General features: G+C 41.3%; 24 protein-coding genes. 11 read left to right on the top strand and 13 right to left on the bottom strand.

The features are described 5' to 3' along the window. Nucleotides 1–30 precede the first annotated feature (30 nt). From HMPREF9447_RS16260 to HMPREF9447_RS16240, 5 genes are all read right to left on the bottom strand, one after another. Nucleotides 31–1,530 carry a RagB/SusD family nutrient uptake outer membrane protein gene (locus HMPREF9447_RS16260; protein ID WP_167549124.1) on the bottom strand — a complete coding sequence of 500 codons (1,500 nt, stop codon included), beginning with the start codon at nucleotides 1,528–1,530 and terminating at the stop codon, nucleotides 31–33. 62 nt (nucleotides 1,531–1,592) lie between these two features. After that, nucleotides 1,593–4,718 (bottom strand): SusC/RagA family TonB-linked outer membrane protein, encoded by a 3,126-nt coding sequence (locus HMPREF9447_RS16255; protein ID WP_009130843.1) that lies wholly within the window; start codon nucleotides 4,716–4,718, stop codon nucleotides 1,593–1,595. 21 nt (nucleotides 4,719–4,739) lie between these two features. Beyond that, nucleotides 4,740–5,891 carry an MFS transporter gene (locus HMPREF9447_RS16250; RefSeq protein ID WP_009130842.1) on the bottom strand — a complete coding sequence of 384 codons (1,152 nt, stop codon included), beginning with the start codon at nucleotides 5,889–5,891 and terminating at the stop codon, nucleotides 4,740–4,742. A 40-nt stretch (nucleotides 5,892–5,931) separates the two neighbouring features. Further along, nucleotides 5,932–7,038, bottom strand: coding sequence for an ROK family protein (locus tag HMPREF9447_RS16245; RefSeq protein WP_009130841.1), 1,107 nt, complete (start codon nucleotides 7,036–7,038; stop codon nucleotides 5,932–5,934). Nucleotides 7,039–7,071: 33 nt separating this feature from the next. Next, nucleotides 7,072–8,802, bottom strand: a complete 1,731-nt coding sequence (locus HMPREF9447_RS16240; RefSeq protein WP_009130840.1) for a class I mannose-6-phosphate isomerase — start codon at nucleotides 8,800–8,802, stop codon at nucleotides 7,072–7,074. Nucleotides 8,803–8,959: 157 nt separating this feature from the next. Here HMPREF9447_RS16240 and HMPREF9447_RS16235 point away from each other — a divergent pair, with 157 nt between their 5' ends. Both HMPREF9447_RS16235 and HMPREF9447_RS16225 read left to right on the top strand, forming a co-directional pair. After that, on the top strand, nucleotides 8,960–9,688 hold the full coding sequence (locus HMPREF9447_RS16235) for a GntR family transcriptional regulator (protein ID WP_044138286.1): 729 nt from the start codon (nucleotides 8,960–8,962) through the stop codon (nucleotides 9,686–9,688). Between the two features lie 670 nt (nucleotides 9,689–10,358). Beyond that, on the top strand, nucleotides 10,359–10,970 hold the full coding sequence (locus HMPREF9447_RS16225; protein ID WP_009130837.1) for an HU family DNA-binding protein: 612 nt from the start codon (nucleotides 10,359–10,361) through the stop codon (nucleotides 10,968–10,970). On the opposite strand, the gene HMPREF9447_RS16220 is transcribed toward HMPREF9447_RS16225, so the two are convergent. Then, entirely contained in the window at nucleotides 10,961–11,887 is a 927-nt protein-coding gene (locus tag HMPREF9447_RS16220) for a helix-turn-helix domain-containing protein (protein ID WP_009130836.1), read from the bottom strand. The two genes, HMPREF9447_RS16225 and HMPREF9447_RS16220, sit on opposite strands and share 10 nt — an antisense overlap. 164 nt (nucleotides 11,888–12,051) lie before the next feature. Between HMPREF9447_RS16220 and HMPREF9447_RS16215 the strand changes: the two genes are divergently transcribed. Next, the gene (locus HMPREF9447_RS16215) at nucleotides 12,052–13,038 is read left to right on the top strand and encodes an aldo/keto reductase (protein ID WP_009130835.1); all 987 of its coding nucleotides are present in this window, start codon (nucleotides 12,052–12,054) and stop codon (nucleotides 13,036–13,038) included. A gap of 8 nt (nucleotides 13,039–13,046) precedes the next feature. Here the strand turns inward: HMPREF9447_RS16215 and nadD are convergent, their stop codons facing one another. From nadD to HMPREF9447_RS16185, 6 genes are all read right to left on the bottom strand, one after another. Further along, the gene (nadD, locus tag HMPREF9447_RS16210) at nucleotides 13,047–13,616 is read right to left on the bottom strand and encodes a nicotinate (nicotinamide) nucleotide adenylyltransferase (protein ID WP_009130834.1); all 570 of its coding nucleotides are present in this window, start codon (nucleotides 13,614–13,616) and stop codon (nucleotides 13,047–13,049) included. Beyond that, nucleotides 13,613–13,816 carry a hypothetical protein gene (locus HMPREF9447_RS16205; protein WP_009130833.1) on the bottom strand — a complete coding sequence of 68 codons (204 nt, stop codon included), beginning with the start codon at nucleotides 13,814–13,816 and terminating at the stop codon, nucleotides 13,613–13,615. The genes nadD and HMPREF9447_RS16205 overlap by 4 nt, the downstream gene beginning before the upstream one ends. Nucleotides 13,817–13,825: 9 nt before the next feature. Further along, nucleotides 13,826–14,389: a guanylate kinase gene (gene gmk / locus HMPREF9447_RS16200; RefSeq protein WP_009130832.1), complete on the bottom strand. Its 564-nt coding sequence runs from the start codon at nucleotides 14,387–14,389 to the stop codon at nucleotides 13,826–13,828. A 44-nt stretch (nucleotides 14,390–14,433) separates the two neighbouring features. Beyond that, nucleotides 14,434–15,312: a YicC/YloC family endoribonuclease gene (locus HMPREF9447_RS16195; RefSeq protein WP_009130831.1), complete on the bottom strand. Its 879-nt coding sequence runs from the start codon at nucleotides 15,310–15,312 to the stop codon at nucleotides 14,434–14,436. An 84-nt stretch (nucleotides 15,313–15,396) separates the two neighbouring features. Then, complete coding sequence (locus HMPREF9447_RS16190) at nucleotides 15,397–16,326, bottom strand: DUF3137 domain-containing protein (RefSeq protein ID WP_009130830.1); 930 nt, start codon at nucleotides 16,324–16,326, stop codon at nucleotides 15,397–15,399. A gap of 15 nt (nucleotides 16,327–16,341) precedes the next feature. Then, a complete protein-coding gene (locus HMPREF9447_RS16185; protein WP_009130829.1) occupies nucleotides 16,342–16,893 on the bottom strand; it encodes a LemA family protein in 552 nt (183 codons plus the stop codon). Between the two features lie 225 nt (nucleotides 16,894–17,118). Between HMPREF9447_RS16185 and tsaB the strand changes: the two genes are divergently transcribed. The 7 genes from tsaB (at nucleotide 17,119) to rseP (ending at nucleotide 23,920) form a co-directional block, all read left to right on the top strand. Beyond that, nucleotides 17,119–17,811: a tRNA (adenosine(37)-N6)-threonylcarbamoyltransferase complex dimerization subunit type 1 TsaB gene (gene tsaB / locus HMPREF9447_RS16180; RefSeq protein WP_009130828.1), complete on the top strand. Its 693-nt coding sequence runs from the start codon at nucleotides 17,119–17,121 to the stop codon at nucleotides 17,809–17,811. A 41-nt stretch (nucleotides 17,812–17,852) separates the two neighbouring features. Then, nucleotides 17,853–18,473, top strand: coding sequence for a DUF4290 domain-containing protein (locus tag HMPREF9447_RS16175; protein ID WP_009130827.1), 621 nt, complete (start codon nucleotides 17,853–17,855; stop codon nucleotides 18,471–18,473). A gap of 91 nt (nucleotides 18,474–18,564) precedes the next feature. Beyond that, complete coding sequence (gene murA / locus HMPREF9447_RS16170; protein ID WP_009130826.1) at nucleotides 18,565–19,869, top strand: UDP-N-acetylglucosamine 1-carboxyvinyltransferase; 1,305 nt, start codon at nucleotides 18,565–18,567, stop codon at nucleotides 19,867–19,869. A 1-nt stretch (nucleotide 19,870) separates the two neighbouring features. Beyond that, nucleotides 19,871–20,407 (top strand): ribosome maturation factor RimM, encoded by a 537-nt coding sequence (rimM, locus tag HMPREF9447_RS16165; RefSeq protein WP_009130825.1) that lies wholly within the window; start codon nucleotides 19,871–19,873, stop codon nucleotides 20,405–20,407. Nucleotides 20,408–20,440: 33 nt separating this feature from the next. Then, entirely contained in the window at nucleotides 20,441–21,301 is an 861-nt protein-coding gene (locus tag HMPREF9447_RS16160; RefSeq protein WP_044138284.1) for a M23 family metallopeptidase, read from the top strand. 55 nt (nucleotides 21,302–21,356) lie between these two features. Next, nucleotides 21,357–22,508 carry a 1-deoxy-D-xylulose-5-phosphate reductoisomerase gene (locus HMPREF9447_RS16155; RefSeq protein ID WP_009130823.1) on the top strand — a complete coding sequence of 384 codons (1,152 nt, stop codon included), beginning with the start codon at nucleotides 21,357–21,359 and terminating at the stop codon, nucleotides 22,506–22,508. A gap of 77 nt (nucleotides 22,509–22,585) precedes the next feature. Continuing rightward, nucleotides 22,586–23,920: an RIP metalloprotease RseP gene (gene rseP, locus HMPREF9447_RS16150; RefSeq protein WP_009130822.1), complete on the top strand. Its 1,335-nt coding sequence runs from the start codon at nucleotides 22,586–22,588 to the stop codon at nucleotides 23,918–23,920. A gap of 133 nt (nucleotides 23,921–24,053) precedes the next feature. Here rseP and HMPREF9447_RS16145 read toward each other — a convergent pair whose 3' ends face one another. Further along, entirely contained in the window at nucleotides 24,054–24,953 is a 900-nt protein-coding gene (locus tag HMPREF9447_RS16145) for a diaminopimelate dehydrogenase (protein ID WP_009130821.1), read from the bottom strand. A gap of 250 nt (nucleotides 24,954–25,203) precedes the next feature. Here HMPREF9447_RS16145 and ruvA point away from each other — a divergent pair, with 250 nt between their 5' ends. Next, nucleotides 25,204–25,809 (top strand): Holliday junction branch migration protein RuvA, encoded by a 606-nt coding sequence (gene ruvA, locus HMPREF9447_RS16140; RefSeq protein ID WP_009130820.1) that lies wholly within the window; start codon nucleotides 25,204–25,206, stop codon nucleotides 25,807–25,809. Nucleotides 25,810–25,844 lie beyond the last annotated feature (35 nt).

Raw genomic sequence — 25,844 nt, 5'->3', positions numbered from 1 at the left:
TTATATTTGATATTTATTTATGCACTATCTTTAATATCCAGGGTTCTGAACAATCAACGGATTAATTTGCATTTCCGACATAGGAATAGGCATCAATTCGCTTTTTCCTACAACAAAATTTTCAGCGCCGCCATCTCCGTGTTCTTCAAATACTTCTTTGATATTCTTCGTACCTAAAATATTACCATTCCATCTTAATAAGTCGAAATAACGATTCATTTCGCACGCTAACTCTATCACTCTTTGATGTTCAATTTCAACTAACAAATCATTTTCAGATATATTTGTTGGTAAGTCTGATAGTTCAGCACGATTACGAACCATATTTACATAGGAAACAGCTTCACCTACTCTATTCAATCTACATAAGCATTCTGCCTGCAGCAACAAAATATCAGAATAACGCAATAATCGTTGATTTTTGCCGGAGTTATTCTTAATTTTATCATTAAGTACTTCCCATTCAGCATATTTACCAAACCCTAAAGCTTTTGAATTTTTGCCAAACCAGCTTTCATAAGATTTGCCATAATATTTCATCTTCGTATTAGGGAATATGATTGTGGTATATAACCTGGGATCATATTCACCATCAACGGTTAACTCTTTTTTTATTTCACTAAAGAGCCAATCCGTAGGCCAATACATATACCAACCTCCCACTTTTGACATAGCCTCTCGTTTATTATCGCTCGTGGACAAATCTTTTCCATCTACTTTAGCATTCGAAAACGGAATTTCCAATAATATTTCCTTATTAAAGTCTTTCGATTCCAAAAACACCTCTTGAAATGTAGGCATCAGACTATAAGTCTTAGATTGCACTATTTGGTCAAGTGCATCCGATGCTTTTTGCCATTGTTTTTGGAACATTCTCACTTTAGCTAGATAACCTAAAGCAGCACCACGCGTAGCGCGTCCTAAATCACCGGCCGGATAAGTAGCAGGCAAAGCTAAGGAGGCATCTTCAAAATCTCTTGCTATTTGTTCCAATACTAATTCGGGATTAGCTTGAGGCTGGTTATATTCATCCTTTGATTCGATAATATCAATTATAAGCGGAATATTCTTAAATTCCATATACAACGTAAAATAGAAATATCCACGTAAGAATTTCGCTTCTCCAATATAGCGTTCTTTCAGAGTTTCATCCATATTAATTCTCGGCACATAGTGAATTACCTGATTGGCATAATAAATGCCCTTGAAATTCTGATTCCATGCTGTAGAACAAGTGGTGTTCGCATCTGAAAGTAAGAAGGTATCAAATTGCGAATAGTTTGCATTAGAAGCTGTACCTTGTACGTCATCACCACGCCATGCCATCGGAATGAATCTATGGAAATATTGATCTCTAAAAGAGGAATACACGGCTGTCAGATTAGCTTTCGCATCTTCCGCCGTTTGCCAAAAACTATCTTTTGTAAGGGCATTAGGATTATCCTGATCTAAAAGGGATAAACTACAACTGCTCATAGAAAATAATGCAGAGGCCAATAGTACTGCCATTTTTATATTATTCTTTTTCATATCTGTAAATTTCATATAGTCTATAATAAATATTTTATTTCTCCGGTAAAACAGTTTCCTTATTAAAAGCGGACAGTAAAACCACAAGTTACGTTTTTCGCAAGCGGATAAATACTCTGATCAAGACCTGCGTTCAACAACCCACTGGATGTATAACTCGGATCGTAACCATCATATCCTGTTATAGTAAAAAGATTGTTAGCACTTAGATATACTCTCAATGAATTCAATCCTATCTTTTTAATCAACCCAGCCGGGAAAGTATATCCCACCTGAAGCGTCTTCACTCTCAAATAAGAGGCATCACTCAAAAAGCGGGTTGAAGGATCTGTATTATGGTTCGGATCAGTCAAAATCAATCGAGGAATATTAGTATTTGTATTTTCCGGAGTCCAAGCATTAAGTAAATCTTTGCTCAAATTGAAATCGGTTGTACTGTTGTGCAAACGGTGCGTGTTGGCATCGAACATCTTATTACCATAAGTTCCTTGCAAGAATATAGTGAAATCGAAATCTTTGTAACTGCCTGAGAAATTAAGGCCATAAGAAAAATCGGGGAAAGGACTTCCGCTAAAAATTGCATCGGAACCATTTATAACTCCATCTTTATTAGCATCTAAATACTTAATATCACCAGGTGCAGCATTAGGCTGAATTAGTTTACCTTCTTCATCCTTATAGTTATCAATTTCCTCTTGCGATTGGAAAATTCCCAATGAATGTTTCAAAAAGAACGAACCAATAGGATAACCTTCACGAGCACCTGTAATAGACTGATTGGAACTATTAAGTTTAGCACCATATAAAGTTTCTCCAGCCGTACCCATCTTCAAGACTTCATTGCTGACTGTTGACAAGTTAGCCGATATATTGTATTGAAAATCGTGTGAAGAGGAAGAATGGTAAGAAGCGTTAAACTCAAAACCTTTATTGCGCATCTTACCCGTGTTAGTTATAGGAGAACCACCGCCAATTGAAGGAGCAATAGGAACACCCATCAATAACTTATCTGTCTTATTATAAAAATAATTGGCTGTCAATGATATACAATCAAGAAGATTAGCATCAAAACCTACGTTAGTACTCTTTGTTCTTTCCCATTGTATGTTGGTATCTGTATAGCCATTGATTGAAGCACCTCTAATAAAGTCAGAACCATTTCCAAACAGATATCCTAAGTTGGTGGCATATCCACCGGTAGCGATATATGCATAGTTACCTCCGGGTTGATTCCCCAAAACACCATAACTTGCACGGATTTTCAAATCATTTACAACGGAACGGATAGGTTCAAAGAAAGATTCCGAACTTACTCTCCAAGCCACTGAAAATGAGGGAAAAGTACCCCATCTATTATTCTTCGCAAAACGAGAAGAACCGTCTCGACGCACATTAGCAGTCAGATAATATTTACTCTTATAGTTATATAAGAATCTTGCAAGTACAGAAATCATATCCCATTCTCCAGCACCACCGGTAGCATTAATACCATATTTTGTAGAAGCATCAATTACTCTAATCCAATTATTAGGAAATCCTTCGGCCGAACCGCCAAGATCTCTTGCCTTCTCTCTTTCGAATGTATAACCCAAAAGAGCGTCAAATGAATGACCTGCAACTACTTTCTTATACATCAAAGTATTCTCTACAATTAAATGAGCGGTTTCAGAACGAGTTTCACTCAATGTAGCACGTTCTTTTTGCACATTAGTCGACATATAATATGAAGGAGTATAACTATAGCTATGTCCCCACCAATTCTTATAACCAACATTGATTTTATAATTGAAATCTTTGAGGAAATTCACCTGCGCATAAACATCAAAATTCAGATTAGCATTGATATTATGATTATCCACCAATTTAGCCATACCATACACATTGGTTCCTTGATTGGCTATTTCTGACGGTACACCACCGAAACCGCATTCATTCTCTGAATCATATAAAGGAATAATAGGTTGCGCCACTAATAGCCCTTGTATTAACCAATCGGGAACTGAATTTTTCTTGAATTTAGTGAAACCGATATTCTCACCAAAAGTAAACGCTCCCTTCTTCTGCTGTCCTGCATAACTCAAAACAAACTTTTGATATTTTGAAGTTACAGCAATACCTTGTTGGTCAATAAATGAGCCTGACAATCGGTAGGTTGAGTTGTCATTACCACCTGAAATACTTAAATAGGTATTGATCAGAGGAGCAGCATCGTAAAATTCATCTTGAAAATCAGTACCCTTACCCAATGAAGCAGGGTTGGACAAACAATCATAAATCGGCTTACCAGCAGCTTGTCGTGCAGTATTATTAAGAATGGCATATTCTTCAGCATTTGCAATGTCCATTTTCTTTCCGGGCATCTGCATAGTAAGCGAAGTATTGAATTCTACATTGACTTTTCCGGCTTTTCCCTTTTTGGTTGTTACGATAATTACTCCATTGGCAGCTCTTGAACCATAAATTGCTGCTGAGGCGGCATCTTTCAAAACCTGCAATGATTCAATATCACCCGAGTTAACATCATTCAAATTTCCCGGAGCTCCATCCACAATTACTAACGGTTCACTATCAGAAAATGAACTGATACCACGGATTCTAATATTAACACCAGCACCCGGAGCACCTGATGAAGTAGTGACACTGACACCCGGAGTCGTTCCCTCCAACGCATTGGCAACATTCGGTAGAACAGAACTGGCTTTCACTTGATTTACATCTATAACCGAAATCGAACTACTCAAATCACTTTTCTTTTGTTGTCCATATCCAACAACAATAACTTCCTCTAAGTTCTGAGAGTCTTCTTCCAAAGTCACCATCATCTGGTTTTTAGCTTTAATTACTTGTGGTTTATAACCAATATACGAAAATAACAATGATGAAGAAGCTGATACATTAATCGTAAAATTTCCATCAATATCCGTCACTGTTCCCGCAACCGTTTCATTAGCATTCTTTACCTGCACTGTAACACCAATCAATGGTTCACCCTTCAAATCGACTACTCTTCCCTTACAAACCGTATTTCTATCTTGCTGGAGAGAATAAACGGCATCTTCCGAAACAACAGCCTTAGCATTAACAAACGGAACAGCCATAAAACCTGTTGTTAAAGCAAAAGACAAAAACAAAACTCTATCTACGAAAAAATGGTTTCGCATAGAGAGATTAAACTTAAAATTTTTCATTACGTATTAGTTTTTAAAATATTATTTAATAGTGAATGCACAATATGTAAGATACGCAACACAAAGAAACACGATGAAAACTCCTGCCGTGATTCCAATATTGGCAATGGAGAAACCGATAGCTGGTGTCACAATTCCTCCGCCTGAAATTGCTGTTATTAGTAAACCTGAAATTTGGTTTGCTTTATCCGGTCTTTTTTTCAATGCAACAGAATAAAGAATTGGGAATACTGAGGAAGCAAAAAAACCGACAGCTCCAATAAGAGCCAAGTCTATCACATCTGAAACTACAAATATCAACAAAAGTAAAGACACACTACACGCTACAATATTAACCTTAAAATATTTTATTTCATCAACCTTTGCCAACATGAAGGCTCCCAACAAAGCACCTATCGTCCTGCACAAGAAATACACTTGAGGAGCAAATTTTACTTGTGTTTCCGTCCAACCAAACCGGATAGCCATAAGCTTAGAGCTTATATAATTAGTGGCAACATCTACACCTACAATAAAGAAAACACCTAAGAACAGTAGTAAAATCATCTTATTACTTAATAGCGAAAAAGTATCCTTTACTGAAATATGGTCTTCTATTCTATCTTCCCTTGGTATTGGTGTAAACATCAACCATGCAGCAGACAATAAAGTAATAACACCCAATACCGGAAAGCAATAATACCACTTATCCTCACTAAAATGTGACACTGTAAACAATACTATTTCAGGACCTAGAAGAGATGAAATGGCTTTTACAACTTGTCCTGCTGTGAGGCTGCTAGTCAACATTTTGCCACTTCTTATAACATTATTCAATAGCGGATTCAACGAGACTTGCAATATGGCATTGCCGATGCCAAGTAGAGCATAGGCAGCAACGCAAGTCATGCTATTATAAGAGAAAAGCGGCAAAAACATACCAACTATGGTTATTGCCATACTTAAAAGGACTGTGTTTTTCCGTCCCCACTGATTCATTTTATTTCCTATTGGAATACCAAGAAATAGAAACCAAATAAAGACCATTGACGGAACAAATCCTGTCAATGCCGGAGACCAGTCAAACATACGTTGCACATAATCCGATGATATGCCAACTATATCACAAAAGCCCATTACAAAGAACCCTAAAAGCACCGGTAATGACAATAATAATGATTTTTGTTTTTTCATGTATTGAATATAATATGGTGTAATCTAAACATGATTTAATTCAAGAGCAAGAAGCTTCGTCCAGTTTATGAAGGGCAAATGCATAAGCGCCCAAAGAAATTGCTTGACTAGCTCCAATATGAGATAAAATAATTCCCGTTTTCTTCTTGGAAAAATAAGTGACTTTCTTCTTACTATCAGGAACTATAACCGTTTCATACTCCTTCTTTAAAAACGACTCAAGATCAGCCTCTTCGTCCAGATAATATGTTTCCATTTGTACCATTGGGAAAGACAAACCCGAGAATGAATGCAATTGCTTTTTAAATGTAGCCATCAAGGATGGCATTATATACTTCGCTGCTCCAGAAAGACCTCCACCAATAACAACCACACCATCTATCAAAAACAAAACATAAGTAAGAGCATTTGCAACCGCTATTCCAAGAGAAGCAAAACTTTTAGCAGCAGCCTCGATATCACCTTCTATTTTACGTTCAGCAATATCAAATATAGCTTTAGGAGTCAAGTCCCGATTGTCTTTGGACAATTCTTTATAAACTCTTTGTACGGCACGTATGCTTACACTTTCTTCAATAATCATATCATCGAAAAAGCAATTGCGAAAACCGAACAAATCACCACCACAACTATTATCACCTACAAGGAGTTCCCCGTTTATAACAATACCACATCCAAAACCAGTACCTAAAGTTACGCCAATGAGATTCCTATAGCGTTTAATGTTACCTGTCTTTTCTAACATTCCATTAATTTCAGGTAATGCTCCGGCTAACGCTTCACCATAAGCAAAAAGATTTCCATCATTATTTATAAAAGTAGGAACTCCCAATTTCTCTTCTAAATATGGCCCCAAAGCAACACCACCATTGAATGCAGGAAAATTATGCAAATTTCCTAAAACACCATTTTCATAATCCGCTGGTCCAGGGAAAGCAAAGCTTATAGCTACAGGTTCTTCTCTCAGCACTTCTTTCACTTTACTAAAACCTGCAATCAATACAGACAAACATTTATCCAAGTCATCTGGTACCGCTGACAAGCATACGGGTTCTACAATAGATGCACAACCTTTTATTGCCGAAAAAACGAAGTTTGTTCCCCCGGCATCCAAGGTCATCACTACCCTTTCATCATGTTTATACATATAATATCAGATTTAAATTAAACTATTCTTTTTTCAAAATCTTACATAAGCCTTGATGGTTCCGCATTCCATTCCTAAAGACTTGCCATAAGGAGCAATTGTATATTCGCCCACACCTGCCGGAATTATAAATGTTTCAGCATAATGCACTACAAAAGGTTTGAAAGCATTTGTCGGACTTTCAATAATAGCTTCTTCACCTTCCACCAAATTCAAGACATTCACACTACCACCTGTATGATGTGTAACTGACTTAGAGAACCAATGACGGCGTGTCTCAATAAATTCATTCGGATGTAGTCCCGTACATTCTTCTCTCCAGCCGTCACCATCCGCCACTTGAGTAAAATGATTCACCAGATGTTCATTCACATATTCCGTATCACGCTGCCAGTCTATCACACACTTTCCTCTTTCCACATTAATTGGACGCGGCTGTCCATCCAAACCCAAACGTTGCCAATCCCAAAGTTTAAAAGTAAACAAATTGGGAGTAGAACTAATTTCCAATACAAGTGCTTCTGAACCGGAACAATGTATTGTACCTCCGGGAATCAAATAATGATCATGTTTCTGAGCCGGTAACTTATTCACATACTTCTCTGCATCGAAAATCAACTTTCCTTTTTGTGCTTCACGCAAATCATGAATCATTTCGCACTTATTGATGCCAGTCTTCAAGCCAAGATAAACAGATGCCCCTTCTTTAGCATCCAACAAATAATAGCTTTCATCTTGAGTATAATACATACCAAAGTTTTCACGGATAAACTGTGTGGTAGGATGCACTTGCAAGCTCAGGTTTCCACCGCCTACCGTATCCAAAAAGTCGAAACGAATAGGAAAATCCTTACCGAAGCGAGCTTCCACCGGTTCTCCCAGCAATTCTTTGGATTTCAAAAGTACCAAATCTACAGAAGGCAATTCAAAACGAATACCATTAACCTCTAAATACAGACTATTTTCTTCGGGCACACAGTCGAAGCACCAGCCATAATTTTCTTTCTCAGGATTTAAGCCACACACCTCCTTCATCCATTGTCCCCCCCAAGGAGCCGGATCAAAGAAAGGAACTACACGGAAAGGAGTCTTAACCGTTTCTTCTATTCCTTTAAAAAATGTCTCTTTATCAATCAACTTCGGTTTATCAGCAATATGAGTATCCAACCAAAAATCCACTTGATGAAACAAACCTTCTTTATACTTATCAAGAATCCTCCAATCATTGAAGTATCCTCTTTTATATTGCAATGATACAGCATCCGCACGATTGTCCACACCTAAAGCTTTAACTTTGTGCGCACGAAAGCGTTGTTGTATTTCCCAACGAGCCATATCCACATAAACCAATGTGGCATCAGCAGAAGCTAACATAGCAGCACCTGCTCCCGCAACAATCACTTTTCCTGCTGCGGTTGCCATTTGCTTACGGGCTGTCTCCAACTTCTCTACATCGAAATAGTCACTCAAAGTTAAGTTCGTAACATAACCAAAAAGAATGTCATCCGTCATAAAGCGTTCCGTCATCACCTTAATCTCTTCTTCCGGCTTCATTAAGTCACGCGTATTAATTAATAAGGTGGGAGACAATAACTCTAATTCATTCATCACCTCTTCTTCATTCACTCCTGTATAGAAATCAACAACTAAAACCATCTTGGTCTCAAAACACTCCGCTAACAAGACATGAATATCATCCCATCCCTGAAAAATTGTTCCCGAAATTTTGGTAGAAGGAAATCTGTCGTAATTAACTTTTCTCATAATTATAGATATTTATTTTTCATTTTAATATGTATGAACATATAATAGTTTGTGCAAATATACAGGTTTCTATTTAAAATAAAAGGATATTTGGATTTTTTTCTAAAAAAAAGAATTATCTTTGCGTTATCAAAGAACGAAAGAACAACGAATGAGCATGAAATTAGATCCTAATTCAGAGAAACCACTTCATATTCAAGCAGAAGAAGTACTAAGAAAACTTATTGAATCAGAAGAATACAAGAATGGGAAGTTACTTCCAAACGAAGTCCTATTGTCTGAACAATTAAACATATCAAGAAACACTCTTCGTCAAGCTATCAATAAACTTGTTTTCGAAGGACTACTTGTTAGAAAAAAAGGCCATGGTACAAGAGCCGTAAAGAAAGGTATTGTAGGAGGTGTCAAAAACTGGCTCAGCTTCTCACAAGAAATGAAAATGCTGGGAATTGAGATCAAAAACTTCGAATTGCATGTTAGTTTCAAAAAACCTTCCGAAGAAATATGCACCTTCTTCAAAATAGACCCTGAAAAGGGAACTAAATGTATGGTACTGGAAAGAGTGCGGGGTAATAAAGAATACCCATTTGTTTCCTTTATCTCTTATTTCAATCCCAATATTCCATTGACAGGTGACGAAGATTTTGCCCAACCTCTTTATGGAATACTCGAAAACAAATATAATATCATAGTAAAAACCAGCAAAGAGGAAGTTACCGCACGTCTGGCGGGAGAATTTATCGCAGAAAAATTGGATATTAAATCCAGCGATCCTATATTAATAAGGAAAAGATTTGTTTATGATGTCAATGGAACACCTATAGAGTACAACATAGGATACTATCGGGCAGATAGTTTCACCTACACTATAGAAGCTGAGAGATAGAGATCCGAATAATCATAACTTACTCAACCAAGCAAAGGAGTCATACATGAAAAGCAGAGTCTTTTCCACATTTGGACTCCACACCAACATCCCCTCCTATCTGTTCAGCAATAGACTTACAGATAGGTAGTCCTAGTTCTGTGCCTTATATAAAGGCATTCAACTTCTTGAAGCGTTCGAATATTTTCGGTAAGTTCATTTTCTCAATCCTCAACCTTGTATCTTCTACATAAATATCCAGCATGCCATCCTTATAGTCATGCCCCATCTTGACATATCTATGTTAAGTGAATATAAGAGATTCTTCTATATATATGGAAGCTTCCATATCATTTTTCCGATATTTGAATCTACTTATAAATGTGGTTAGCAAAACCAAATCTTGCTATCTTAAATAAAACTAACATCCAACTCCCTAAAAACTAATCCCCGCACCGCAAGGAACTAATATTTTTCATACTAAAAACTATTCATACATCAACTGTTGTAAGATAATTCTATAATTATTGTAAGTGAATAGTATAACTATTGTAAGAAACTACTATATTTGTGGTATGAATATTTTTTAGTATGAAAAATATTAGTTCGTAGCACATCCGACATTAGTTTCTTGCGGTTCCGGTGCCAGTTTGTTTCTACGGAAGTATAAACCTCTTAAAACAATGTATATATGAGTACTTATTATGACCTCTACGAAACACCGGACCCCAGTGGAGAAGGTAAGAAGAAACCACTGCACGCACGCGTACACTCCAAAGGCACCATTACGGCAAAAGAGTTCCAGGAACGGGTGATGAAAGAACAGCACATGCCGCACGCCATGATAGTGGGCATTATGCAAGCCATCAGCAATGCACTGGGCGACTGGCTTGCCGATGGATACAGTGTGGAATTTGACGAGTTAGGATACTTCAGCACTACGCTGAAATGCATGCGACCCGCCATGAACAAGAAAGATATCCGTGCCGAGTCCGTAAGGTTCGAAACGGTGAAGTTCCGTCCAAGCAAAGACTTCAAAAAGTACGTAAGGTATCAAATGGATTTGGAAAGGCTGGACAAGAAGATGGCAACAAAAAAACCGGCAGTAACCCCTGAAAAAAGAAAAGAAATGATGCTGAAATTCTTGGAAGTAAATATCTGCATTACGCGTGCCGAGTACTCCCGCCTGACGAATGTGACCGACCGCCGGGCTACTTGTGATTTGCAGGAATATCTGGCAGAAGGCATTATCCGCAAACGAGGCGGAGGACGTTCAGTGGTTTATATAAGGAATCAGCGATAACCGGCCTCTTTTCGTAAAGTATCTGCCCTGTATCGGGCAGGTGCTACGCCTGTATTCCTTTTGAAAAATTTTCCAAATGTAGATTGGTCCGGAAAATTTAATTCAATCGCTATTTGGTTGATATTCATATCCGGTCGTCGCAACAGGAGTTTGGCTTCTGTTACAACGGCATTGCTTATCCATTTCAGTGCTGACTGACCGTCGCACTCCCGTATTATCTTTGATAAATAATCAGGAGTGACACACAACTCTTGCGCATAAAATCCTACATCACGGCGCTTCCGGCAATTCTCCAGTAGTAACTCGTGAAAACGCTGACGGATTATTTCATTGCGCGAAAACGAAACTTCTCTTTCCCCATACGTTTTCCAACGACTATTGGTAATATCAAGCAACAAATTTATCACTTTATTTTTAATAATCGTGGATCGGTAAAGATGGGTGGTATCGGCTATATACTGTTTGATGCGCTCAATCCGATTCACAGCAATTCCGCATTCATCATCGGTTAGCATCTGTTCGGGGTACAAGCGTTTCAGATTGCCCGCTTTCGGAAAACGTATGCCGGAAGTAAGAGACATGATTTCCTGTTTCAATTCCGGCGAGAAGAGAATTAAATATGCACTGAAATCAGAAGTATGCACTACATTACCAATTATATTGTCGGCCAATAACTGCATCACTGTATGCGGTTTAAGGGTATAAGGCAGATAATCCACTTCAATGCTCATTTCGCCGGATAAGACTACTACCAATGAAGAGGCTTCAAGTCTCATTGGATATCTCCCCACTTTATCCTCCTTTGTTACCGAATCATCCAAATCGACAACTACCAGTTGCTCCTGAAAGGACACCTGAGGCATCATCCTTTCAAAATAATCCTGAAAACTTAAATTAAATACTGTATCTTTCACCATAATTCCGATAAATGACTAATAACAGAATACAAATATAATTATTATTTCTATCTACAACACACACAATCCGGATTATGACTAAACATAGCAGTAAAATGACCTTGTTTGTTTAGCTATTCTATCCGACCTTTGCACTGTCAATAGAAACTTAATAATTAAGCAATATGGAATATTTAAACTTATCAAAAGAAAAAACAAGCAACTTCATGCTTTCACGCATAGGATTAGGAAGCATGAGAATGGGAGATGTCAACGAAGGCATCAGCACCATCCACAGAGCACTGGACGGAGGAGTAAACTTTCTGAATACCGCAGATTTCTACGGTAATGGCCAAAGTGAAATGCTGATAAAGGAAGCACTGAAAACCCGCAGGCGGGAGGATGTATTCATATCTGTGAAATTCGGAGCCATGCAGGGGGTAGATGGAAGAATGTATGGAATGGATGCCCGTCCGGAGGCCGTGGAAAATTATCTGCGTTATACACTGAGCCGCTTAGGCACTGACTATGTAGACTTATATCAACCGGCCCGAATCAACCCGCACATACCTGTAGAAGACACAATCGGTGCCATATCCGACTTAGTAAAAAGAGGATATGTGAAGAATATAGGGATTTCAGAAGTAAACGGCGATATACTCCGCAGGGCGAATGCAGTACATCCTATAAGTCTGGTTGAAGTAAGATACTCACTGGCAGACCGCCATATAGAAGATGAGCTTTTACCGACAGCAAGAGAATTAGGCGTTGGGGTTGTTGCTTTTGGCGTACTTCTTTCGGGGCTGATTGGCGGAAGCTCACAAGAAGAAAAACTGAAATCCATTGGCCAAAGGATTTCTCCGGAAGCACTGGACGCAATGAAAACGAATCTTGCCCGTGCCGATGCACTGAAAGAGATAGCTGACGAAAAGCAAGCTACCCTGGCACAACTTGCCATTGCCTGGGTACTGGCACAAGGTGAAGACATCATCGCACTGGTAGGCTCAAGAACCGCTTCCCAAATAAAAGATACAATTCAAGCACTGAAAGTGAAACTGACAAAGGAAGACTTAAACAGAATAGACCGGATTATGCCAAAAGAACAGGCAACCAGCTCATACATGCTGGATGTAGATATTGATGCAAAGGGATTATTCCATCCCAAGCATTAATATCCTTTTCAACGGGAAAACTCAGAAAGCAGTGCCTCATAAACCGCCGGATGGAGGAAGTAACGAATATCTTTTCCTTCTTCCATCGCCCGACGGATAAAAGTAGAGCTGATTTCGAAGGTAGGTGAAGAGGCTACTTTTACATTTTCCGAAAGGGAATCCGAAGATACCGGATAACCGGGACGTGGATAAACAAGAACAGGATTTTCGGCAAGAATACGTTCCGACTGATACCAACGAGGGAAAAGTTTCCAATTATCCGAGCCGATAATCAAATGAAACTCCCGGTCGGGATAAATCTCTTTCAGTTTCTCCAGCGTATGGATGGTATAGGATGGGCGGGGTAAATGAAATTCAATATCAGAAGCCTTAAAACGGGGATAACCGGCTATGGCAAGTTGAACCAACTTCAAGCGAAGTTCGTCGTCCATCAGTTCATCTTCTGTTTTCAGCGGATTGTGAGGGGTTACGAGAAACCACACTTCATCCAGCCCTTCATACTCACACAGGTAGTTGGCAAGAGCAAGATGTCCGATGTGTACCGGATTGAAAGAACCGCTGAAGATACCTGTCTTCATGATTTTTCTTTTAAGCGTTTCCAGCAATTATAGGTATTCAGAATAGCTGATAATAGCACCAAAATCATGGCTATCACTGACACCCATTGCTTATAGTAAAGACTTACACCGCCGAGTGCAAGAGTCGTAGGAATAAGGATACCGTTAAGAATCAGTAATATTTTATTTTGTCTCGGAGAAACAGGTTTCGGTCTATACATATGATTGGTTTATTCGGATAAAAACTCTGTAATTACACGCAAAGCTTCCGCCTTAGCCTTTTCCAAATCATCATTCACAATAACCTTATCGAACTTAGGAGCAAACGTCAGTTCATATTCCGCTTTAGAAACACGGCTTTCTATCACCTCGGGCGCATCCGTTCCACGTCCAACCAGACGCTTACGCAATTCCTCTACCGAAGGGGGCTGAATGAAGACTGACAAAGCACGATCGCCGTAATACTTCTTTATATTGCAACCACCCACAACGTCCACATCGAAAACTACGTTTTGTCCGGCAGCCAACTGAGTTTCTACCTGCGATTTCAACGTTCCGTAGTAACGGTCTTTATATACTTCCTCATATTCCAGAAACTCATCATTGGCTATTCGAGTACGAAATTCATCGGGAGAGAGAAAGAAATACTCCACTCCGTGTTGTTCTGTTCCGCGCGGCGGACGACTGGTGGCAGAACAAGAGAATGCAAGATTGAGATTCTGCGTCAACAGATAGTTAATAATAGTTGATTTGCCTGAGCCTGAGGGAGCTGAAAATATAATGAGTTTGCCCATACTTAGAATTATTATTAAAAGTTTAAGATGACTTTGTGCACGCTTTACATCACGTTCAACACCTGTTCTTTGATTTGTTCCAGTTCATCCTTCATCTGCACCACAATCTTCTGCATTTCAGCATGATTGGATTTACTGCCAAGTGTATTGATTTCGCGTCCCATTTCCTGAGCGATGAAGCCTAACTTCTTGCCTTGCCCGTTTCCATCTTCCAGCGTATTGATAAAGTATTTCAGGTGATTGCTGAGACGTTGTTTCTCCTCATTGATGTCCAGTTTTTCAATGTGGTAGATGAGTTCTTGCTCCAGACGATTCTTGTCATAGTCCACACTGATAGTCTTCTCCAAAGCATCCGTAATGCGCTCTTTGATTTTCTCTATGCGCTCCTTTTCATAAGGTTCTACGGTAGTCAGCAGATTGGAAATATTGGCAATCTTCTCACGGAACTTTTTTTCCAGCGCTGCGCCTTCCTGCTTGCGGAAGTCTACCAAACTCTGAATGGCTTGAAGTACGGTTGCATGAACAGCTTTCCATTCTTCTTCGGTCAGTTCCTGAATATCGTTCTTGGTCATCACATCCGGCATGCGAAGCAAAGTAGAGAACCAATCCTCGGGTACGGGGATACCGGTAGCTTCGGAGATTGCCCGGATACGTTCGTAATAAGCCACAACTACATCCTGATTGATAGGAGTCACCAGTTCGCAGGCATCCTTTTTTTCAATCCACAGACTGAAATCCACTTTACCACGTTCCAGTGCTTTAGCAATCTCGTTGCGGATTTCTATTTCTTTTTCCCGGTAGAGAGGGGCGATGCGGGTTGACAGATCCATCGCTTTACTATTAAGCGATTTGATTTCTACATTGATTTTTTTATCGGGCAGTTCAGCAGTTGCTTTACCGTATCCGGTCATGGATTGTATCATAAGATTCTTTTAGTTTTCCGCAAAATTACATGAATAATTTCATTAGTGAAAATTATTCATGAAATAAGTGATATTGTTTACCGTTTACTCTTTACTCCAAATACGTGTGTTCAGGTTTAGTTCCTCCACAATAGCCAACAAAGACTGGAGCACTGCAAAATCCGATTTAAGAAGACTCATATCATTCAAAGAACTCCACACATCGGCTTCAAAACGGTTCTTAGAATCCGGTATAGCAACCAGAATCGTTGAATTACGGAAACTGATGGTAATCCCTTTCTCGAAATTATTGTCCAGCTTCAACATCCTTTCCATCATAGACGGAGTAATCAGGTAACGTGCCTCAATTTGGTCAGTGGAAAAGACATCAAAAACCTTTTCAAACTCAGGACTCTCCATCTTCACCCTCGATGCTCCCATTTTAAGTTTAAACAGACTGTTCCGCAAAATGGTAGTCTCTCCCTGAAAATCTTTGTGAAAATCAGCTATAAAAAGAAATCCCTTGAAAATATCTACCCAATAATGCTGCACTCCATTTTTAGTGGAACGTGTCCTGCGTTCTTCCGCATGTACTTCCGAACAAACGAAACTGGTTTTACCCAAACAACCCTCTATCAGGTCTTCTGCATGATAACGGTCGGGGGAGATGAACAGCCCGCAATTTTCAAAAACACTCTCATCGATTCCTGAATCCGGAGAAAATGTAGCATCAGGACAAAAGGCATGAATGACTTCGTTTACCACTTCTCCCTTATAAAAAGAAGAAACTATTTTCGACTTATTATTTACACAAGTGATAAAAATAATCACAGATATGACGGCAATAGCTATCGGAGCAAGGATTCCTTCCAATTTTAATATTATCAAGATAATAACTCCTACTATCAGAAAAAGGGCAGCATAGCGCGCCCCTTCGGAACAACCTTTTTTTAAGAGTTCCTTACGTTTACCCTCCAGAACCTGTAATGTGGGAGTCAGTTTCTGCGCCAGAGAGTCAAAGTCAACATAACCCATTGCCCGGCTATTTTTTTATGAATTAAATAAATTCTTTACATTCGGAGTTGTGCGTTCCACTTCCGGAATCGTCAGTACTTCTTTTCTTGTAAAACCAAACATACCCGCCAGCAGATTTGTGGGGAACGACTGAACTGCATTATTATATTCCGTTACAGAAGCATTATAGGTGCGACGCGCAGCAGCCAGTTGTTCTTCCGTTTCATTCAGCGAACGTTGTAACTGAAGGAAGTTTTCTGATGCTTTCAATTCGGGATAATTCTCCGCCACGGCGAAAAATTGTGTGCGGATTTTAGAAAACATTTTGTCAAAGTCTGCCTTCTCACTGTCATTAAGAGCTGTGTAAGTTTTATTTCGCATTTCCGTTATTGCCGAGAAAGTGTCAGCTTCATGCTTGGCATATTGCTGTACTGTTGCCACCAGATTAGGGATCAGGTCAAAGCGCTGTTTCAACATCACATCAATAGTGGCAAAAGCATTTTCTATCTGATTTCTCTTCCTCACCAACGAGTTGTACATAGAAATCACTACCAAAACCAAAACTACAATAATAATAGTTATAATCATAATTACAGATACAACAGCCTCCTTGTGCCGGTTATTTTTTGTTAACGAATTCTGTATTTATTCCTAAAATCGGAAGCAAAGATAGAAATAATCTAAAAACACTCCCAATAATGCTGTAAGAAAGATGCTGAACCCTTTTTAGATTCGCTTGTGTATCTGAAAATAAACCTGTAAATTTGCCACATTTAAAACAAGAATAAAGAAGCGATTAATAATAAGAAAGCTATGTCGTGCATTTTACATATCGAAACGTCCACCTCTGCATGCTCCGTTGCCGTGAGTGAAGATGGACAAAATGTCTTTACGAAAGAAGACCTCAACGGCCCTTCACATGCAGTTTTACTGGGAGTATTTGTAGACGAAGCTCTGTCGTTTGCCGACAGTCACGCGATGCCGATTAACGCTGTAGCGGTGAGCTGTGGCCCGGGTTCTTATACCGGTCTGCGCATAGGTGTCTCGATGGCAAAAGGCATTTGCTACGGGCGCAATATTTCGTTGATAGGGCTGCCGACATTGAAGGTGCAGTGCGTACCGGTACTACTCTATCACGATGAGCTGCCCGAAGATGCATTACTGTGCCCCATGATTGACGCACGGCGCATGGAAGTATATGCCGCCATCTACGACCGCGCCCTGAAACCAGTGCGCGATATAGCCGCCGACATTATAGACGAAAACTCTTATACGGAATTTCTAGACCAGCATCCCGTTTATTTCTTCGGAGATGGAGCAGAAAAATGCAAGGGTAAAATTACACATCCCAATGCCCATTTCATAGACGACATCCATCCGCTGGCAAAGATGATGTTCCCCCTTGCCGAAAAGGCAATGGCTGAAAAAGACTTCAAGGACGTAGCCTACTTCGAGCCGTTCTACCTGAAAGAGTTCGTAGCATCCCAACCCAAGAAGCTTCTCTAATATTTCTCAATTTTTAATTCTCAATTTTCAATTTAATAAGTATGCAATATAACACTCAACAAAAGCGGATGCCTTTGCCGGAATACGGACGCAGCATCCAAAATATGGTTAACCATGCGTTGACTATTGAAGACCGTGCGGAACGCCAACGTTGCGCTAACACCATTATCAACATTATGGGCAACATGTTCCCCCACCTTCGTGATGTACCCGATTTCAAACATAAGTTATGGGATCATCTAGCTATCATGTCCGACTTCAAGCTGGATATTGATTATCCGTACGAGATTATCCGCAAAGATAATCTGAACACCAAACCGGAACCCATTCCTTATCCCAGTACAAAAATCCGTTACCGCCACTATGGCCGTACGTTGGAAGTGTTGATAAAGAAGGCGATTGAATTCCCCGAAGGTGACGAAAAACAGAACCTGATAGCACTGATCTGCAACCACATGAAAAAGGATTATATGACTTGGAACAAAGATACGATAGACGACCGTAAAATAGCAGAAGACCTGGCTGAATACTCCAACGGCAAACTGCAAATGACGGACGACATCATTAAACTGATGGCCGAACGTATCAATCAGAATTATCGCCCGAAGGTGAATAATCTGAATAACCGGAGAGATAACCGAAGCAATAAAAGGAAATACTAACTAAATTAAAAATTGAGAATTGAGAAATAAGCCAGTCAGAGGCCTTCATTCCCGTTCTCCATCTTTTAATTTTTAATTTATAATTTATAATATGGCATCATTCGTAATTGAAGGAGGACACAGATTATCCGGTGAGATTCACCCACAAGGCGCAAAAAACGAGGTATTACAGATTATCTGCGCCACACTGTTGACTGCCGAAGAGGTGACGGTACATAACATTCCGGACATTCTAGACGTCAACAACCTCATTCAACTGATGCGCGACATGGGTGTCACGGTATCCAAGAAAGATATCGATACGTATAGTTTCAAGGCGGAGAAGCTGGATTTGAGTTATCTGGAAAGTGATGAATTCCTGAAGAAATGCTCCAGTCTGCGCGGCTCAGTGATGCTTATCGGTCCGATGGTGGCACGCTTTCACAAGGCAATGATTTCTAAACCGGGTGGAGACAAGATAGGACGCCGACGTCTGGATACTCACTTTATTGGCATACAGAATCTGGGTGCTAACTTCTCTTACAATGCGGAGCGCGAGGCTTATGAAATTTCAGCCTGTGAATTGAAGGGGACCTATATGTTACTGGACGAGGCTTCAGTTACCGGAACTGCTAACATCGTCATGGCAGCGGTACTGGCTAAAGGAACTACTACGATTTACAATGCTGCTTGCGAACCGTATCTGCAACAACTCTGCAAGATGTTGAACCGCATGGGTGCCCGCATACAAGGCATCGCGTCCAACCTGTTGACAATTGAAGGTGTGGACGAACTGCACGGCACCGAGCATACCATACTTCCCGACATGATTGAAGTGGGTAGTTTCATCGGTATGGCAGCTATGACAAAAAGTGAGCTCACCATTAAGAACGTTTCTTATGAGAATCTGGGCATCATTCCCGAGAGTTTCCGCCGCCTCGGCATAAAGCTCGAACAACGGGAAGATGACATCTATGTGCCCGCACAGGAAACGTATCAGATAGAGTCTTTTATCGATGGTTCCATTATGACCATTGCTGATGCTCCCTGGCCCGGACTGACGCCGGACTTGCTGAGTGTGTTACTTGTAGTTGCCACTCAGGCTAAAGGCAGTGTACTGATTCATCAGAAAATGTTCGAAAGCCGCTTGTTCTTCGTGGACAAGCTGATAGATATGGGAGCACAGATTATCCTTTGCGACCCTCACCGGGCAGTTGTCATTGGTCATAACCATGCCATGCGATTGCGAGGTGGAAATATGACTTCACCTGACATCCGTGCCGGTATTGCGTTATTGATTGCTGCAATGAGCGCGGAGGGAAGTAGCCGAATTCATAATATAGAACAGATAGACCGGGGGTATCAGGATATTGAAAGAAGACTGAATGCTATCGGGGCGAGAATAACAAGAATATAATATGATACGCAAAGAAGACGTATATAAAATAGGAGTGTTCAACAAACCGCATGGAATTCATGGCGAGTTGTCTTTTACATTCACCGACGATATCTTCGACCGGGTGGAAGCGGAATACCTCATCTGCCAGTTGGATGGTATTTTTGTACCTTTCTTTTTAGAAGAGTATCGTTTCCGTTCCGACTTCACCGCGCTGGTGAAACTGGAAGGAATAGATACGGCGGAACGTGCTCGGATGTTTACCAATGTGGAAGTTTACTTCCCTGCCCAACATGCCGAGGATGCTGCACCGGGAGAACTGACATGGGATTTCTTCGTCGGTTGTCGTGTGGAAGAAGTGAAGCACGGAGACTTGGGAGAAGTGACGGAAGTGGACACTACAACCATCAATACTTTGTTTGTAGTAGATTATCAGGGAGAAGAACTACTAATCCCTGCACAGGAAGAATTCATCAGAAACATTGACCAGAAACACAAAGTAATTACGATGGAATTACCGGAAGGGTTGCTGGCACTGGATGAAACAGAAGAGGTATGAGAAGAGTGATAAGTGATAGAGTGATAAATGCGTATGATGAAAAAGAAACGGCATAAAGCTTTTTGGAACAACATTAAGTTCAAATATAAACTGACCATTATCAACGAGAATACACTCGAAGAAGTGGTAGGTATCCGTGTGTCCAAGCTGAATGGTATTTCGGTATTGCTTTCCGTACTGACGGTACTGTTTCTGATTGCCGCAGCTATCATTACTTTTACTCCTTTGCGCAACTACCTGCCGGGATACATGAACAGTGACGTCCGTGCCCAGGTAGTGGAAAATGCCTTGCGCGCAGACTCACTCCAACAGTTGGTGGAACGCCAAAATCTGTATATCATGAATATACAGGATATTTTCCGTGGAACAGTACGCGTAGATACAGTTCACTCGATGGACTCTCTAACCACCGTACGAGAAGACTCATTGATGGAACGTACACAACGGGAAGCGGAATTTCGCAAACAGTATGAAGAAACAGAAAAATATAATCTGACAAGCATCACCGCCCGCCCCGATATAGAGGGATTGATATTTTATCGCCCTACACGGGGTATGATTACGGATAAATTTGATGCTGACAGGAAACATTACGGCACGGATATCGCCGCCAATCCCGGAGAAAGTGTACTTGCTACGCTAGACGGTACAGTCATACTGAGCACATACACTGCCGAAACGGGGTATGTGATAGAGGTACAGCATAACCAGGACTTCATATCCGTGTACAAACATTGCGGCTCCCTACTGAAACGGGAAGGTGATGCCGTGCAAGCCGGAGAAGCCATTGCACTGGTAGGAAACAGTGGCCAATTGACTACCGGTCCTCATCTGCACTTTGAGTTGTGGCATAAAGGACGGGCAGTAAATCCGGAACAATATATCGTATTTTAGTGATAAGTGAAGAGTGATTAGTGATTAACAAAGTAGTCAAACCGTAAATATATAAATGAAGAAACAAATTGCTATACTCGGTTCCACAGGTTCCATCGGTACACAAGCATTACAGGTTATTGAGGAGCAATCCGACCAGTACGAAGCTTATGTGCTGACTGCCAACAACCGGGTAGAAGAACTCATTGTTCAGGCGCGGAAGTTCAAGCCTGAAGCAGTAGTCATAGCCAACGAAACGAAATATGCCCAACTGAAAGAAGCGCTCGCCGACCTGCCTATCAAAGTATATGCGGGAACGGAAGCCATCTGCCAAATTGTGGAGGACTCTGAGATTGACATCGTTCTGACCGCCATAGTGGGTTATGCCGGATTGAAACCGACGATGAACGCCATACGTGCCCGGAAACCTATCGCCCTTGCCAATAAGGAAACGCTTGTGGTGGCCGGCGAACTGATCAACGATCTGGCACGCCTCTCCGGCACACCTATATTGCCGGTAGATTCTGAACATTCGGCTGTTTTTCAGTGTTTGGCAGGAGAACTCGGAAACCCGCTAGAAAAGGTTATTCTTACGGCTTCCGGCGGCCCGTTCCGCAACTGTACAATGGAACAACTGGCTACGGTAACCAAAGTGCAAGCATTGAAACATCCCAACTGGGATATGGGAGCGAAGATTACGATTGACTCCGCTTCAATGATGAACAAAGGATTCGAAGTGATAGAAGCAAAATGGCTGTTCGGCGTGCGCCCCGACCAAATTGAAGTAGTGGTACATCCGCAGTCTATCATCCATTCTATGGTACAGTTTGAGGATGGTGCGGTAAAGGCGCAATTGGGTATGCCGGATATGCGCTTGCCTATCCAGTATGCATTTTCTTATCCGCAACGCCTGAAAGCTTCGTTCCCTAGATTGGATTTTAAGATGTGCACAAATCTGACTTTTGAGCAACCGGATACAACCCGTTTCCGCAACCTGGCATTGGCTTACGAAGCTTTGCATAAGGGAGGAAATATGCCTTGCATTGTTAATGCGGCGAATGAAGTGGTGGTAGCCGCTTTCCTACGGGATGAGATTTCGTTCCTCGGGATGAGTGATGTGATAGAAAAAACAATGTCGATTGTAGCATTTGTAGAAAAGCCGGAATACGAAGATTATGTGGCTACAGATGCGATGGCGCGCCGGATTGCACAGGAACTTATAAAGTGATTAGCGGTCTAAGTGATTAGTAATAAGCCGCATTTAATATAGTAAATTGTAAATAGTAAAAATAGAAAGTTTATTAGATGGAAACATTTTTGATTCGTGCCCTACAACTCATTATGAGCCTTTCGTTGCTCGTTATTGTTCATGAGGGAGGGCACTTCCTCTTCGCCCGCCTCTTCAAGACGCGGGTAGAAAAGTTTTGCTTGTTCTTCGACCCGTGGTTCACTCTATTCAAGTTCAAGCCCAAAAACAGTGATACAGAATATGGCATCGGTTGGTTACCGTTAGGTGGCTATGTGAAAATATCAGGTATGATAGACGAGTCTATGGACACCGAGCAGATGCAACAGCCTATGCAACCGTGGGAATTCCGTGCCAAACCGGCGTGGCAACGATTGCTCATTATGGTGGGCGGCGTAGTGTTCAACTTCCTGCTGGCGTTGTTCATTTACTCCATGATACTCTTTACATGGGGCGATGAATACGTTCCGGTGCAGAAAGCTCCGTTGGGTATGGAGTTCAATGAAACCGCAAAAGCCATCGGTTTCCGTGACGGTGACATACTGATATCTGCCGATGGTGTACCTTTCGAACGTTACGATGGCGACCTGTTGACAAGTGTTGTTGATGCCCGTGAAGTAACCGTACTGCGTGGTGGAGAGAAAGCCTCGGTTTACATTCAGGAAGATATGATGGAGCGCTTACTGGCTGACAGTGTACGTTTCGCCTCATTCCGCTATCCGTATGTGATTGACAGTATACTTCCCAATCGCCCTGCCGCCCTTGCCGGACTGCAACCGGGTGACAGCATCACACAATTGGATGGAGAGAATATCGCTTATTTCGACTTCAAAAGAGAGATAGCACGCCGTCAGAAAGACGGTTTGGCTCCTCATGATATCACATTGACGTATATACGTGCAGGAGTGACGGATACCCTAACTTTTGCTACAGATTCTTTGTATGAAATAGGTGTAGTGGCGCGCATGACGACCAATCAATTACTTCCCGTAGTAAAAAAGGAATACAGCTTCTTCGCCTCTTTTCCTGCCGGTGCGGCACTGGGTGTGAAAACGCTGAAAGGTTATGTAGGACAGATGAAATACCTCTTCTCCAAAGAGGGAGCCAAGCAACTGGGTGGTTTCGGAACTATCGGCAGCATCTTCCCTGCTACATGGGATTGGCACCAGTTCTGGTATATGACGGCATTCCTTTCCATTATCCTTGCCTTCATGAATATTCTGCCTATTCCGGCACTGGATGGCGGGCATGTACTGTTCCTGATTTATGAAATTGTAGCCCGCCGCAAACCAAGTGACAAATTTATGGAGCGTGCGCAAATGGTAGGTATGTTCCTGTTGTTCGGGTTGTTGCTTTGGGCAAACTTCAACGATATCTTGCGATTCCTGTTCTGACGCATTGTTCTACCTAATAAAAACACAGATGGTCTGTTCGGATGAAACGGACCATCTACTTAAAGCAAATAGACCATCTATTCCAGTCGGATAGATGGTCTATTTTAGTAAGGTAAATACCAGTCCTATTTATTTACACTAAATGTCCGATCCATTCTTCGCGGTCACCCGGCAGAAGGTCAATAACCGGAACTTCTACCATAGTGTAGCAACCCGGTTGCTGACGCATAGAAGCACGAGCTACGCAAACCAGCACCTGAGCTGTAAGTGCAGGGTTATTGATGCGCATATTGAATTCGAATAATTGATTCTGAGTTTTACCAGAAACACCTTTGCGAGTGAGGTTTACACCATGTCCCATGTCAAGCAAAGCATCTACGCTGGGTACTTGTTTCACATGTGTTTCATCATTCACGAAGTAGGCATCGGCCTTGATGGCAGCAGCCACTTTATCAAACTCATAACCGTCCTCCAGTTCAATGTAAACCATACGGCGATGGATACCTGTTCCTGTAGGAATTGTCATAGAAAGGGCAGCTTTCACACCGTCAACAGCTTTTACAGCAACAGTATGTCCCATGCTCATTCCCGGGCCAAAATTGGTGTATGTAATTCCCTTCGGAGCAATGGCTTCCAATAGAGTACGTACGATAGAATCGCTTCCCGGATCCCAACCGGCGGAAATGATAGAAACTGCGTTATGTTCCTTGGCAAAAGCATTCAGCGTACGGCGCAAATCTACGATACCGGTATGGATATCAAAGCTATCAACCGTATTAATGCCCAGGGCAAGAATTTCTTTAGCAAAAGATTCTACGCTACGGGTCGGCGTACAAAGAATAGCTACATCAACGCTTTCTAATTCCTTGATATTCTTCACTACAGGGTATTCACTTAGTTCTGTGGGACGGTTTTCTGCTCCTGCACGGCGTACAACACCTGCAATTTCAAAGTCGGGAGCTGCTTGCAATGCTTCGAGCACGTATTGCCCGATATTGCCATAGCCAACGATGGCTGCTCTTACTTTTTTCATTCTTTTATTGGATTTATTTATCAGTTTTCTATTTTATCGGCACAAAAGTAAGCATTTTCATTTAATTTCACTACAAAACAACACAGAGTTCCACAGAGTTTTTCCTTTATTAAGACTTGTTTCAAACTTATGCATGCTCAATTACTTACCCCTCTAAAACAATTTCCAGGGGAAAAAGTTCTGCAAAACTCTCTCGACTCTATGACGGGGGAACACAATATTCATCGCGCGCGCCCGTTATATAAGCATTATGATAGAATACATCAGAGGCGGACTTGCCGAGCTCAGCCCGGCAACCGCAGTTATCGACTGTAACGGTTTGGGATATGCCGTTAATATTTCATTGAATACGTATGCTGCCATTCAAGGCAAAAAGGAGTGTAAATTGTATATCTACGAGGCTATACGTGAGGATGCATATATTCTCTATGGATTCGCGGATAAACAGGAACGGGAGTTATTCCTGTTACTGATTTCCGTATCGGGCATCGGTGGAAATACGGCACGAATGATACTCTCGGCGCTTTCACCGGCGGAACTGGTGAATGTAATCAGTACGGAGAATGCAAACATGCTGAAGACGGTGAAGGGTATTGGGTTAAAGACAGCGCAACGGGTTATTGTGGATTTGAAAGATAAAATCAGAACAGGCGCTGCGGCTACGGGAGGTACGATGGGAAGTCTTGGCGGAATGCTGACGGCTGCCAATGCGCAAGTACAGGAAGAAGCGATTGCTGCTCTGACGATGCTGGGATTTGCGCAAGCACCGTCGCAAAAGGTGGTACTGGCGATACTGAAAGAAGAACCGGATGCACCGGTGGAACAGGTGATTAAGCTGGCACTGAAAAGACTTTAGCCGGCGTAGCACCGGAGCAAGGTTTCCCTCCGGCG

It is taken from the genome of Bacteroides oleiciplenus YIT 12058 (genome assembly GCF_000315485.1).
Classification (GTDB): domain Bacteria; phylum Bacteroidota; class Bacteroidia; order Bacteroidales; family Bacteroidaceae; genus Bacteroides; species Bacteroides oleiciplenus.
The sequence above is the reverse complement of the archived record's forward strand: the minus strand, read 5'-3'. Positions and strand labels throughout refer to the sequence as shown.

Coding starts and splice junctions, on each gene's coding strand:
- nadD (WP_009130834.1), bottom strand. CDS start 13,616: ATGAAGACAGGTATCTTCAGCGGTTCTTTCAATCCGGTACACATCGGA.
- HMPREF9447_RS16160 (WP_044138284.1), top strand. CDS start 20,441: ATGATGAAAAAGAAACGGCATAAAGCTTTTTGGAACAACATTAAGTTC.
- tsaB (WP_009130828.1), top strand. CDS start 17,119: ATGTCGTGCATTTTACATATCGAAACGTCCACCTCTGCATGCTCCGTT.
- HMPREF9447_RS16260 (WP_167549124.1), bottom strand. CDS start 1,530: ATGAAAAAGAATAATATAAAAATGGCAGTACTATTGGCCTCTGCATTA.
- HMPREF9447_RS16190 (WP_009130830.1), bottom strand. CDS start 16,326: ATGGGTTATGTTGACTTTGACTCTCTGGCGCAGAAACTGACTCCCACA.
- HMPREF9447_RS16240 (WP_009130840.1), bottom strand. CDS start 8,802: ATGAGAAAAGTTAATTACGACAGATTTCCTTCTACCAAAATTTCGGGA.
- HMPREF9447_RS16145 (WP_009130821.1), bottom strand. CDS start 24,953: ATGAAAAAAGTAAGAGCAGCCATCGTTGGCTATGGCAATATCGGGCAA.
- HMPREF9447_RS16175 (WP_009130827.1), top strand. CDS start 17,853: ATGCAATATAACACTCAACAAAAGCGGATGCCTTTGCCGGAATACGGA.
- HMPREF9447_RS16195 (WP_009130831.1), bottom strand. CDS start 15,312: ATGATACAATCCATGACCGGATACGGTAAAGCAACTGCTGAACTGCCC.
- HMPREF9447_RS16235 (WP_044138286.1), top strand. CDS start 8,960: ATGAAATTAGATCCTAATTCAGAGAAACCACTTCATATTCAAGCAGAA.
- HMPREF9447_RS16185 (WP_009130829.1), bottom strand. CDS start 16,893: ATGATTATAACTATTATTATTGTAGTTTTGGTTTTGGTAGTGATTTCT.
- HMPREF9447_RS16225 (WP_009130837.1), top strand. CDS start 10,359: ATGAGTACTTATTATGACCTCTACGAAACACCGGACCCCAGTGGAGAA.
- HMPREF9447_RS16215 (WP_009130835.1), top strand. CDS start 12,052: ATGGAATATTTAAACTTATCAAAAGAAAAAACAAGCAACTTCATGCTT.
- rimM (WP_009130825.1), top strand. CDS start 19,871: ATGATACGCAAAGAAGACGTATATAAAATAGGAGTGTTCAACAAACCG.
- gmk (WP_009130832.1), bottom strand. CDS start 14,389: ATGGGCAAACTCATTATATTTTCAGCTCCCTCAGGCTCAGGCAAATCA.
- HMPREF9447_RS16250 (WP_009130842.1), bottom strand. CDS start 5,891: ATGAAAAAACAAAAATCATTATTATTGTCATTACCGGTGCTTTTAGGG.
- HMPREF9447_RS16255 (WP_009130843.1), bottom strand. CDS start 4,718: ATGAAAAATTTTAAGTTTAATCTCTCTATGCGAAACCATTTTTTCGTA.
- ruvA (WP_009130820.1), top strand. CDS start 25,204: ATGATAGAATACATCAGAGGCGGACTTGCCGAGCTCAGCCCGGCAACC.
- HMPREF9447_RS16155 (WP_009130823.1), top strand. CDS start 21,357: ATGAAGAAACAAATTGCTATACTCGGTTCCACAGGTTCCATCGGTACA.
- murA (WP_009130826.1), top strand. CDS start 18,565: ATGGCATCATTCGTAATTGAAGGAGGACACAGATTATCCGGTGAGATT.
- rseP (WP_009130822.1), top strand. CDS start 22,586: ATGGAAACATTTTTGATTCGTGCCCTACAACTCATTATGAGCCTTTCG.
- HMPREF9447_RS16220 (WP_009130836.1), bottom strand. CDS start 11,887: ATGGTGAAAGATACAGTATTTAATTTAAGTTTTCAGGATTATTTTGAA.
- HMPREF9447_RS16245 (WP_009130841.1), bottom strand. CDS start 7,038: ATGTATAAACATGATGAAAGGGTAGTGATGACCTTGGATGCCGGGGGA.
- HMPREF9447_RS16205 (WP_009130833.1), bottom strand. CDS start 13,816: ATGTATAGACCGAAACCTGTTTCTCCGAGACAAAATAAAATATTACTG.